The organism is Chthoniobacterales bacterium (assembly GCA_039930045.1).
Lineage (GTDB): Bacteria > Verrucomicrobiota > Verrucomicrobiia > Chthoniobacterales > DASVRZ01 > DASVRZ01.
In genome coordinates this window covers 285890-297838 of record JBDSQB010000003.1, presented here as the reverse complement: position 1 = coordinate 297838, position 11949 = coordinate 285890, and the positions used below count along the sequence as shown (strand labels likewise).

At 56.6% G+C, this 11949-nt stretch carries 9 protein-coding genes; 7 read left to right on the top strand and 2 right to left on the bottom strand.

Going from position 1 to position 11949, the window contains the following annotated elements; genetic code table 11:
* The coding region (locus tag ABIT76_04425) for a chromate transporter (GenBank protein ID MEO7932388.1) at positions 1–887 on the top strand (887 nt) is incomplete at its 5' end.
* 268 nt (positions 888–1155) lie between these two features.
* Here ABIT76_04425 and odhB read toward each other — a convergent pair.
* Complete coding sequence (gene odhB / locus ABIT76_04420; protein ID MEO7932387.1) at positions 1156–2337, bottom strand: 2-oxoglutarate dehydrogenase complex dihydrolipoyllysine-residue succinyltransferase; 1182 nt, start codon at positions 2335–2337, stop codon at positions 1156–1158.
* Positions 2338–2380: 43 nt separating this feature from the next.
* Entirely contained in the window at positions 2381–5137 is a 2757-nt protein-coding gene (locus tag ABIT76_04415; GenBank protein MEO7932386.1) for a 2-oxoglutarate dehydrogenase E1 component, read from the bottom strand.
* Positions 5138–5253: 116 nt separating this feature from the next.
* Here ABIT76_04415 and ABIT76_04410 point away from each other — a divergent pair, with 116 nt between their 5' ends.
* Genes ABIT76_04410 through ABIT76_04385 form a run of 6 tightly spaced genes read left to right on the top strand, consistent with a single transcriptional unit; the run spans position 5254 to position 11947 of the window.
* Positions 5254–6387, top strand: a complete 1134-nt coding sequence (locus ABIT76_04410; protein ID MEO7932385.1) for a trypsin-like peptidase domain-containing protein — start codon at positions 5254–5256, stop codon at positions 6385–6387.
* A 53-nt stretch (positions 6388–6440) separates the two neighbouring features.
* Positions 6441–7373, top strand: a complete 933-nt coding sequence (locus tag ABIT76_04405) for an ATP-binding cassette domain-containing protein (GenBank protein MEO7932384.1) — start codon at positions 6441–6443, stop codon at positions 7371–7373.
* Between the two features lies 1 nt (position 7374).
* On the top strand, positions 7375–8130 hold the full coding sequence (locus ABIT76_04400; protein ID MEO7932383.1) for an ABC transporter permease subunit: 756 nt from the start codon (positions 7375–7377) through the stop codon (positions 8128–8130).
* A gap of 18 nt (positions 8131–8148) precedes the next feature.
* Complete coding sequence (locus ABIT76_04395; protein MEO7932382.1) at positions 8149–9651, top strand: Gldg family protein; 1503 nt, start codon at positions 8149–8151, stop codon at positions 9649–9651.
* 14 nt (positions 9652–9665) lie between these two features.
* On the top strand, positions 9666–11069 hold the full coding sequence (locus tag ABIT76_04390) for a DUF4340 domain-containing protein (protein ID MEO7932381.1): 1404 nt from the start codon (positions 9666–9668) through the stop codon (positions 11067–11069).
* Positions 11066–11947 (top strand): hypothetical protein, encoded by an 882-nt coding sequence (locus tag ABIT76_04385; protein MEO7932380.1) that lies wholly within the window; start codon positions 11066–11068, stop codon positions 11945–11947. Before ABIT76_04390 ends, ABIT76_04385 begins: the two co-directional genes overlap by 4 nt.
* Positions 11948–11949 lie beyond the last annotated feature (2 nt).

Genomic DNA, 11949 nt, shown 5'->3' with positions numbered 1-11949 from the left:
AGGTCATGTGGTCGCTCGCCGCGCTCGCTTTCGTGGCGATCTACTTTTTCAAAGTGCCGTTCCCGATCATCATCCTCGCGGCGGCGATCATCGGCTTCATCGGTGGGAAGTTGCGGCGCGATAAGTTCCTGGTCATCCGCGGCCACGGGTCGAAACCCGGCGATGCGGAAGCCACGGTGATCGACGATAATGCCGCGTCCGCCGAGCATACCCGCCCGACCCTTGCCCGAGCACTCAAGGTGTGCGCGACATGGCTGGCGCTGTGGTGGCTCCCCATCGGGCTGCTCGCGCTTTGGCTCGGCACCAGCCACACGCTTTTCCGCGAGGCGATCTTCTTCAGCAAAGCCTCGATGGTCACTTTCGGCGGCGCGTATGCCGTGCTGCCTTACGTTTCGCAGCAGGCAGTGGAGCATTATTCGTGGTTGAGCGCCGGGCAAATGCTCGACGGCCTCGGCCTCGCCGAAACCACTCCGGGTCCGCTCATTATGGTCCTGCAATTCGTCGGCTTCCTCGGCGGCTGGAACCAACCCGGCACGCTCTCGCCGCTGCTGGCCGCGACTTTGGGCGCAATCATCACCACCTGGACAACGTTTCTCCCATGCTTCCTCTGGATTTTTCTCGGTGCCCCGCACATCGAGCAGCTTCGGGGAAATCAAAAACTCACCGCCGCGCTCTCCGCCATCACCGCCGCCGTCGTCGGAGTGATCCTGAATCTCGCGGTGTGGTTCGGCGCGCACGTGCTTTTCCCCACGCCCGCCACGCTCGACGCGTTCGCTTTAGCAGTGAGTTGCATCGCATTCCTCGGCATCACCCGTTGGAAATGGGACGTCATCGCCGTGATCACCGCCGCCGGATTCGCCGGTCTGGCGTTTCAATGGCTGCGCTGACGGAGTTAGGAGTCGGGCGCGTAGGCAAATTTGAAACATGCCGAATCTCGCAATAGACCCGCTAGGGTCGCCATATCTATAGCTAGATGGATTCACAAAGCATGAGGTCCGTAGGACCGGCATGTCTTGGAATCGAAGTCCCAATGTCGCACTACGGCGCTCAATCTCTTCTTCTAGCGTGCTTCTATAGATATTAGACTCCTACGGAGCCATTCGTGTAGATGACGGCTCGAAATGCGACCAATCCATCGCCAGTTTTTGAGTCGAGTTAGAACTCGATCAGCAGGCGGACGGGGTCTTCGAGGCAGTCTTTGATGCGGACGAGGAAGGTAACGGCTTCTTTGCCATCGACCACTCGGTGATCGTAGCTGAGCGCGAGATACATCATGGGGCGGATGACGACTTCGTTGCCGATGGCGACGGGGCGCGGCTGGATTTTATGCATTCCGAGGATGCCGCTTTGAGGCGGGTTGAGGATCGGAGTGCTCATGAGGGAGCCGTAAATGCCTCCATTGGAGATGGTGAAGACACCGCCGCTGAGGTCGTCGATGCTGATCTTTCCCTCGCGAGCTTTCACGGCGTAGGCAGCGAGATCTTTCTCGATCCCGGCAAAGGATTTCTGGTCGGCATCGCGAATGACGGGGACGACGAGGCCTTTTTCGGTGCCAACCGCGACGCCGATGTCGTAGAAGTGATTTTGGACAAATTCCTCACCATCCATGCGGCCATTGATCGCGGGAACTGACTTTAGCGCCTCGACGGTGGCCTTGATGAAGAAGGACATGAAGCCGAGTTTAACTCCGTGGCGTTTGGTAAATGACTCCTGGGCCTTCGTCCGAAGCTCCTGGATGGCGGTCATATCGACTTCGTTGAAGGTGGTGAGAATGGCGGCGTTTTGCTGGGCCGAAACGAGGTGCTGCGCGATCTTGCGACGCAACGGGGACAGCTTTTTGCGCGTCTCTCGTTCACTGCTCGGGACCGATTTCACTGCAACTGTTGCCGCCGGAGTTGGGGCGGACTTTGTCTCCAAATGAGTTATGACATCCGACTTGGTGATCTGGCCTTCTTTGCCGGAGCCTTTGATGGCTTTCGGGTCGAGTTTATTTTCCTCAACCGCCACGCGAACCGCAGGTGTGAGCAGACCGGAGCGATCCGACTTGGACTCGGCTTTCGGTGCTGCCTTCGGAGCGGGTGCGGCTTCGGTGGGCGCGGCCACGGAATCATCGATGGAGCCGACAACTTCGCCGATTTTCACTTCCTCGCCCTCGGGTTTGCCAATGGTGAGCTGGCCCGACTTGGGAGCCGGAATCTCGGTGGAGACTTTGTCGGTTTCGAGGGTGAAAAGGGATTCGCCTTCCTTGACGATGTCTCCGTTTTTCTTGTGCCAGACGGAGATGAGGCCGCTGGAGATGGATTCGCCGACTGAGGGGACTTTGATTTCGATGCTCATGAATTTTGGCGGACTCTGCCGAAGATTGCGATGGAAGTGAACTCTAAACCGCGAACGCGTGTTCGATGAGTTCCTTTTGCTGCTTGTCGTGCCAGGCTTTCGAGCCGACGGCCGGGCTGGCGCTGGCGTTGCGCCCGGCGTAGGCGATGCCGTGCGCGGTGACGCGGCTGAGGCTCGGCGCGATGTGCGTCCAGGCACCCATGTTGCGCGGCTCTTCCTGACACCAGACGAACTTGGTGGCGTTGGGATAAAGATCGACGACGGCCTGCAATTTCTCCAGCGCGACCGGGTAAAGCTGCTCGACGCGGATGAATGCGGTGTCGGTGATCTTCTGGGCGTCGCGATGCTGGAGGAGTTCGTAGTAAACTTTGCCGGAGCAAAAGATGACGCGTTGGATTTTTTCCACCGGGCAGAGAAGGGGAGCGTCGAGCACCTCGCTGAATGCGCCCTCAGTGAAATCGGACTCGACTGAGACGCAAAGTGGGTTGCGCAGGAGGCTCTTGGGCGTCATGAGGATGAGCGGTTTGCGGAAATCGCGCTTCATTTGCCGGCGCAGAATGTGGAAATACTGGGCGGGCGTGGAGAGGTTGGCCACGATGATGTTATCTTCCGCGCAAAGCTGGAGAAAGCGTTCCATTCGCGCGCTGGAATGCTCCGGTCCCTGTCCTTCGTAGCCGTGCGGCAGGAGCATGACGAGACCGCTCGGGCGCTGCCATTTCGACTCCGAGGAGACGATGAATTGGTCGATGATGACCTGCGCGCCGTTGGCAAAATCGCCGAATTGCGCCTCCCAGAGACAGAGCATTTGCGGGTAATCGAGAGTATAACCGTAGTCGAATCCGAGGACGGCGGCCTCGGAGAGAAACGAGTTGTAAACGCAGAAGCGGGCGGCTTTTTCCCCGAGGTTGCGTAGGGGAATGTGACGTTCGCGGGTGACCTCATCATAGAGTACCGAGTGGCGCGTGCTGAAGGTGCCGCGGCGGCTGTCCTGCCCGGAGAGCCGGACGGGAATCCCCTCCAAAAGGAGCGATCCGAAGGCCAGCGCCTCGGCGTGCGACCAGAAATAGGGGCCGCCGTTTTCAAAAGCTTTTTGGCGTGGATCGAGGACGGTCTTTTTGACTTTGGGTTGAATGCGGAAGCCTTCCGGGACGGTGGTGAGTGCCTTGAAGACGGTCGCGAGCACGTCCTTGGAGATCTTCGTTTCCACGGTGGCGTGCGAATATGGCGGCTGGAAGATCGCATTGGAGCCGCTGAAGCTTTTCGTGCTGTTTTTGTCCTTGCGCTCGCCCTCGTTTTTCACTTCAGCGAGAGCGGTTTCCAATTCGGAGACCAGTTGCTTCTCGACCTCGGCCATTTCCTCCTCGGTCAACGCGCCGGAAGCCAGCAGCTCCTGGCGGTAGATCTGACTTACATACGGATGCGAGTTGATTTTCCCGTATAAATCGGGCTGGGTGAACGCCGGTTCGTCGCCTTCGTTGTGGCCGTAGCGACGATAGCAAACCATGTCGATGACGACGTCCTGGCGGAATTGCTGGCGAAAATCGAAGGCGAGATCGGTGACAAAAGCAACCGCGTCCGGGTCGTCGCCATTGACATGAAACACCGGTGCCTCGACCATTTTCGCGATGTCGGTGCAATACGGCGTTGAACGCGCATCGGCAGGCAGCGTGGTGAAACCGATTTGGTTATTGATCACCAAATGCATCGTGCCGCCCGTCTCGTAACCGGGGAGTTGCGACATATTGAAGACCTCCGCGACCAATCCCTGGCCTGCAAAAGCCGCGTCACCGTGGATGAGGACGGGGAGGACTTTGGAGCGTTTCACCGTGTCGCCGAGGATGCGCTGGAGCGCGCGGGTTTTCCCTTCGACAACCGGGTTGACGGCTTCCAAGTGGCTCGGGTTGGAGGCAAGATGGATACCGACCTTGCCCCCGTCGGGCGTGGTGCGGACAACCTCGTAACCGAGGTGATACTTCACATCGCCGTCGCCCGCCACGAGGTTCGGGATGTAGTTTTCGGAGAACTCGGTGAACAAATCGCGCAGTTGCTTGTGCAGGAAATTGGCGAGAACCGTCAGGCGTCCGCGATGCGCCATGCCCATGACAATCTCGGAGACGCCGAGGTCGGGACAGCGGTCCAGAATGGCGTTCAAGATGACCATGAGCGACTCGCCGCCTTGAAGCGAAAAGCGTTTTTGGCCCACGAAGCGCGTGTGCAGAAATTGCTCAAATGCCTCCGCTTTTAGCACGGCACGCAGGCGCAATTTCTGTTTGGCCCCATTCTCCGCCGCATCGGGATCATAAGCTTCAATTCGCTCGCGCAGCCAGTTGCGCACGCGCAAATTCTGGATGTGCATGAACTCGGCCCCGATCGTGCCGCAATAGATCTTCTGGAGGCTCTCAATCAACTGCCCGAGCGGCATTTTGCGTCCGCTCAGAAAGTAACGCGAAGAAACCACCGTCTCCAGGCTAACGTCGGCGAGCTTGTGTTCCTCCAGACTGAGCAGCGGCTGGTCGGGGCGTTTTTCCCCCAGTGGATCGATCAGCGAAATGGTGTGGCCGAGAGTGCGATAGGCGTAAACCAGGCTGTCCACACGAGCCTGAAGCGAGGAATCGGCCGAGGAATAATGCGGCTCGGCGGCACCGTTTTTCGAGGCGGGCGCGAGGTTGGCGGAACCAAATTCAAATCCCTCAAAAAAGGCAGCCCAAGTGTGATCTACGGAGGCGGGATCGCGCCGCCAGTTGGCGTAATTTTCGTCGAGGAGCTGCGCGTTGGACGCGTTGGCAATGGAGAATCTCATGGGGTCAAAATGGACGGAAAGACTAACCTATTTCTGTGTCCGACAAAAATAAAATCACGGATTTTTTTGAGCAGCAGACGACCTGTTGTGTCAATGGGAACACTCCTTTTTTCACTATGAATCGACTCTTGCTCACCTGCCTGGCCTCTGGCGCGCTGCTTTTTTCCCCGTGCATTTCTCACGCGGAATCCAACGCCGATCCCGCCAGTGAGCCCTCCGTGATCGCCACGGCGAAAGCCATGCCGGCGGTGGTGAATATCAATACGGAACGCATCGTACGTCGGCCTTACAGCGATCCGGCGGACGCGATTTATGAGCAATTTTTCGGAGAACAAGCTCGTCCGCGTCGGTCCGTGGCGCAGAAAGTCCAGAGCCTCGGTTCCGGGTTTATCGTCGATCCGGACGGCTACATTGTCACCAACGAGCACGTCGTCGAACGCGCTGCTGACCTGAAAATTTTCGTCACCACGACCGACGGCCAGACTTACAACGCCAAATACGTCACCGGCGATCCGGCGGCTGATCTGGCTTTGATCAAGATCGACGTGAAGCACCCGCTGCCCTTCATCAGCCTGGAAAATCTCTCGCCCAGCCTGCTCGGCCAGACCGTCCTCGTCCTGGGCAATCCCATGGGCTACGGCAGCTCCGTGGCGCGGGGGATTTTGAGCGCCAAAGACCGCACCATCGAGGTCGAGGGCAATGAATTTACCGGACTGATCCAGACCGATGCCGCCATTAATCCCGGTAACTCGGGGGGGCCCGTGATTGATCTGAGTGGCAAACTGGTCGGGGTCAGTTCGGTAAAAATGGCTTTCACTCCGCAGGGCATCCCGACGCAGGGCATCGGGTTCGCCATTTCCGCGGAAAAGGTGCGCGACACGATCAAGGACTTCCGCAACCAGTCGAAGCAGCCGCAGGGAGTTGCATCCGGTTCACGGGCGAAACGGTTTTTCGGACTGGAAACGCAGGACCTCACCGATGATCTCACCGAGGCGCTGAACTACGCCCCCGGCTCCGGTGTGCTCGTGGCGAATGTGGAAAATGGCAGTCCCGCCGCGAAGTCGGGCATTCGACGCGGACTCGTCATTTACCAGGTCGGCGATTACGCGATTCGCAACAACGCCGATCTCGAAAAAGTCCTCGCGCAGGTGAAATCCGGCACCGAGGTCGCGATGTCAGTCGGTTCCATTTCGAAGCGAGGCCGGCTGCTGGTGCGAAACATCGACACCGCGACCTTGACGGCACGCTAAATTCCACGCTTCATGTCTCTCCGGTTCGTGAAGAAGCGCCGGAATTTTTCCCCATGATTCGAGTTGAGAACCTAACCAAACGCTACGGCGGACGCACCGCTGTGGACAACATTTCCTTCGAAGTCGCCAAGGGCGAAATCGTCGGTTTTCTCGGGCCCAATGGCGCTGGCAAAAGCACCACCATGAAAATCCTCGCGTCCTATTTGCCCGCCACCAGCGGCACCGCGTGGATTGGCGGAGACAACGTCTTCGAGGACTCGCTGAAGACCCGCAGCCGCATCGGTTACATGCCGGAAAACGTCCCGCTCTATATGGACATGCGGGTCACGGAATACCTGAAATATCGAGGCGCGCTGAAAGGAATCGGCGGCCGGAAATTACGTGATTCGCTCCTCATGGCCAAGGAAGTCACCAATCTTCAAGAGGTGGAAAACCGCATCATCGGCACGTTGTCCCGCGGCTTCCGTCAACGCGTCGGCCTGGCGGACGCGCTCCTGCACGAACCCGATTTGCTCATTCTCGACGAGCCCACAGCCGGGTTGGACCCAAATCAAATCCGGCAGGTGCGCGACCTGATCAAGAGCCTCGGAAAAAGCCATACGATTCTTCTTTCGACGCACATTTTGAGTGAGGTTGAAATGACCTGCAGCCGGGTGATCATCATCAACAAAGGCAAGATCGAAGCTTCCGACACACCGGAAAATCTCGTCAAACACATGCGCACCGCCGGCGGCATTTTGCTGGAGGCCAAGACCGGTGCTGACGACGGCCTGAGTCAGCTCAAAGTCATCCCTGGCGTGAAGGATGTAAGCGTCAAAACCGAGGACGGCTGGAATACATTCCAACTCCGCCTCGATGCCCAGGCCGATCCGCGCGAGGACATTTACCGCCTAGCTGTCGAGCGTCGCTGGCAACTGCGCGAACTCTCCCGCCAAAAAGGCACGCTGGAGGATGTCTTCGTTGAGATCACTCATTCCGATCACTAATATGTTCAAGTTTCTCACCCTCTGGAATCGCGAGCTTTCCTCCTACTTCCAATCTGCCATCGCCTACGTGGTCCTCTTTTTCTTCCTGCTCGCCACGGGCTGGAACTTCGAGTGGGTCGTCACGTTGATCAACACCGCGCCGACCGATGTCAGCATCGTGCAGGGCTTCTTTAACAACTTCTTTTTCTGGTTCCCGTTCGTCCTGATTTTCCCGTTGATCACGATGCGGACGTTCTCCGAGGAGTTCAAAATGGGAACCATCGAAACGCTGATGACTTCCCCGGTGACCGACCTGCAAGTCGTGCTCTCGAAGTTTGCCGGAGCCGTCGTTTTCTACATCATTCTCTGGCTCCCGAGCCTGCTCTATTTCGTCATATTTCAACAGGTCGCGCAAACAAACGCCGCCGCATCTTCCGGAGCGATCTGGGGTTCCTATGGAATGATCCTGCTGCTCGGCATATTCTACATTTCCATCGGTTGTCTGGCCTCGGTGGTCACTAACAATCAAATCATTGCCGCCGTCATTTCCGGCGTCTCTGTGGCTCTCTTTTTCTTCACCGGTGTCATTTCGCTTTTCGCGCTCGATATGAATCAGAACCTGCGAGATTTGCTTTCCTATTTCTCGGCCATCGACCACATGGGTACGTTCTCAAAAGGCATTATCGACTCGCGGCCGATCGTTTTTTATCTCTCCATGACGACGCTTTTTCTGACGCTGACCTATCACATTTTCCAAAGACGGAAATGGAAGTCCTAACCTTTTGCTAGCATTCCCATGGCCGATACTCCATCCACCGATTCCCCGCACGAGACGTATCAGATTCATCGCGTCCGAATCGGGTTCAATGTCGCTCTTCAGATTGTTCTCGGACTCGTCATTTTCGGGTTTGTTAACTATCTTGCCTTCAACCATTTCAAGCGCTGGGATTTTACCCGCCAGCACCAGGGTTCCATCTCGGCGCAGACCAGGAAAGTCATCGGCCAGCTTCACGACAAACTAAAGATCGTCGTCCTGGTCTCACCTGCCACACCAGTAGCGGTGGATATTAAAGATTTGCTGGCCGAGTACCAGATCAATGCAAAGGCGCAGGGCAAGAGGATCGACATCGAGACAGTCAATCCTTACCAGGATCTCAATCGTGCCAAGGAGCTCCAGCAAAAGTATAAATTTGGATCCGCCGAAGCGCTGGTCATCCTCGACTATCAAGGACGCAACAAGTTCCTTAACGTCGCCGACATGCTGGAGTTTGGACCGACTGAGACTGCCATTTCCACACCAGAATTAAAGGCTTTCAAAGGCGAGCAAATCATTACCCAAGGATTGTTAGGAGTGATTGAGCCCGCGCAGAATAAAATCTACTTCGTCGAGGGAATGGGCGGCCTCGATTTCATTGGCAAGCCATATAACAAAACTTTCATGACCTATCTGGAGCGGCAGAATCTCGCCTCGGCTTCGCTGAATTTATTGAACGTCGAAAAAATCCCGGATGACGCGAAGGCCATCGTCATTACCGCTCCGAAATATGATCCCACAGATCGCGCGCTGGCGTTGCTGAAAGACTACTGGAGCAAGAAAGGCCGGCTATTTATTTTCCTCGATCCGAACCAGGCCACTCCAAACCTCGTCGCATGGCTCGGCGAGTTAGGAGTGACTGTGCAAAATGATCGCGTGAAGAAGACCGAGGACATGGGCAACGGCTTGCTCGGCGTTTACAAAAACACCATCTCCAACTTCCTTCCCAACCACCCAATCACCAAGGATCTCGCTGGTGTTAGAACGAGCCTCGATGGTCCGACGCAATCGTTGCGAATCGATCAAGCCCAAGCCAAAACCAAGCAGCTCCGGCTGACTCCATTGATCAAGGCCGAGGAAGGTTACTGGGGCGAAACGAACTACGCTGTAGGCGAGGATGAGCCGCTCAAATTCGACAAAGGCATCGACCATGAAAGTCCGCTGGTGCTGGCGGTTGCCATCGAGCAGGGCGCGGTCAACGACGAGCGAGTGAAAGTCGAATCTGCCCGCATGGTTTGCCTCGCCAACGCGGACTTTCTAAACGACCAGCACCTGGTTTCACAGAATCTGGATTTCTCCATCGCGGCGGTTAACTGGCTGACGAGTCGCGAGGAATTCATTTCGATTCCGCCGATTGAGAAGAAAAACTTCAAACTCGGCCTCACGCAGGATCAACTCAGCAAACTGAGTCTCTACGTCCTCATCGTCATCCCGAGTGCGGTCGCGCTCCTGGGGTTTGCCGTCTGCTGGTCGCGTCGGCGCTAGATTTTTTTTGCGCCATGAAATCCAGGAACACCATTCTACTTTTGTTAGTCGTCGCCGGATTGGCGGCCTATGTTTTCTTCTTTGAAAAAAGCCGGCCATCCACCCGCGAACAGGACGAGAATGAGCAATACTTGATGAAGTTTGACCAGTCTAAAATCACCGGTCTGGACATTACCAATGGCGACAATGTAATCCAACTCCGCAAGAGGGGCGACCAATGGATGATGGTGAGTCCGGTGAAGGATCGCGCGAACCCGGCGAGCATCACACCGATTCTGGCGGCTGCCTCCGAGGTGAGTCGTTCTGGAGTCATCAACAAACTCGGCAAGGGCGGCAAACTGCGCGACGCGCAAAAAGACTACGGAGTGCAAAAAGCCAAGGTTCGGCTGAAGTTGCTGGGAGACGGCGCGCCCGGCGAAATCCACTTTGGAAAAGACACCGCCTTCGAGGGAAAAATCTATGCCCGCACCGAGACGGATGATGACATTTCGGTGATCAAATCCGACCTGCGAAATCTACTGGTCAAGGACACCGGCGATTTCCGTGATCGGCATCTAACTCACTTCGAGAGCAGCAATGTTTCCGCGGTGAAATTCAAGACTACAGCGGGTGAAATCGATCTCGGGCAAACTGGTGACGACTGGAACCTACGGACGCCGATCAAGGCGCGGGCCGCGAATGCGCGCATCCTCGATTTGATCTCCAGTGTTAATAATCTAACCATCGCGGAATTCATCGCCTCGGAGGAGGGAAATCTCGCCAAATACGGACTCGCCGAGCCGCGTGGCTCCATTTCATTCCAAGCCAGAACCAGCGATGAGCAGGAAACAATCGAAGTCGGCTCACCGACGGAAAAGGACCCCGAAAAAATCTACGTGCGCGTGGTCGGACGACCCTCAGTTTTTGTGGTTCCGAAGAGCATCGGCATCGCACTCGGCGTGAAGCCCAACGATCTGCGTGATAACAAGCTAACTCGTGTATCGGAGGATTTGATCGACCGCGTAACCATCGAAAAACCGGGCCAGCCGCCGCTGGTTTTCGCTCGTGATCAGGAGCATTGGAAATTCCTCGAAGGCGGCCAGCCTGCGAATGACACGGAGATCAAACGCGTGATCGACGTCCTCAACAACACCGAGACGAAAGCCTTCGTCGATGACACCGCAGCCGACTTGAAGCCGTATGGCCTCGACCAGCCGGTGCTAACCATCCGACTGAGTAGTTATTCCAGCGAGAACACGGCGGAAGCAGCCAAGGGAGAAACTCCGCTCGCGACCGTGCAATTTGGCAAAACCGAGGGCGATGTCGTTTACGCGCATCTCGCGGAGGAGCCGTTCATCGTTTCGGTTGGCGCGGGCATTCTCACCAATATCAATGCAACTCCCGACGCTTTCAAAAAACCTGAGCCACTCAAGCCATGATCGACATTCTTACTAACAAATCGCGAACCTTGCGCATCCAAGTCAGCCGCATGGGAGCGGAATTGGTTAGTCTGGCTCGGAAAAACGCCGCTGGAGAATGGGTCGGATTTCTCTTTCGCGATGGCGATTTGAGCAAAAACCCCAACGGCTGGAATAATCATTCCACAGTCATGGGCTACTACGTTCACCGGATTTTGAACGAGGTCTCCAGCTATCGCGGAATGCCCGTGAAAGGCAGCACGCACAGCTTTCTCCGGCACAAAATCTTCGCGGCTCCTGAGCTAGGCGAGGGGAGTCTCACCCATCATTGGAGTTTCAATGATATTGCGGCGGAGGAATATCCGTTTCGGGTCGATTTTGCGATCACTTATGCGCTCACGGACACGGAGTTGAAGGTCACTTTTCGCTTTGAAAACCGGGATGACTTTGAGACACACGTTTCCTTCGGACTGCACCCGGGTTTTGCCGTTTCTGATCTGACTTCCATGCGAATCATGCTCCCGCCAGGTCGCTACAAGCGCCATCTCGCCCCCGGAAATTTCCTCTCCGGTGAAACGGAAACAATCGATTTTCCCGGCGGCCTGATGCCGTTTCCCGTGGCGGAACTTCCCGGCTCCTTTCTCCTCGATCTGGCCGACGTGCCCCAGCGGATCTTCGTCGTGGAAGACCCCGTTTCCGGCCGCAAAACGACGCTCGATTATTCCCAGGCTCCCTATCTCACGCTCTGGTCCGACGGTGAAGCCTTCATCTGCGTCGAGCCCTGCTGGGGCCTGCCGGATCATCACGAGCAGCGTCCCTTCGAGGAAAAACTCGGCATCCAAACCATCGCCGCTCACGGAGTTCTGGAGAGGAGCTTCACCGTCCAGCCAGACTGCTAAGA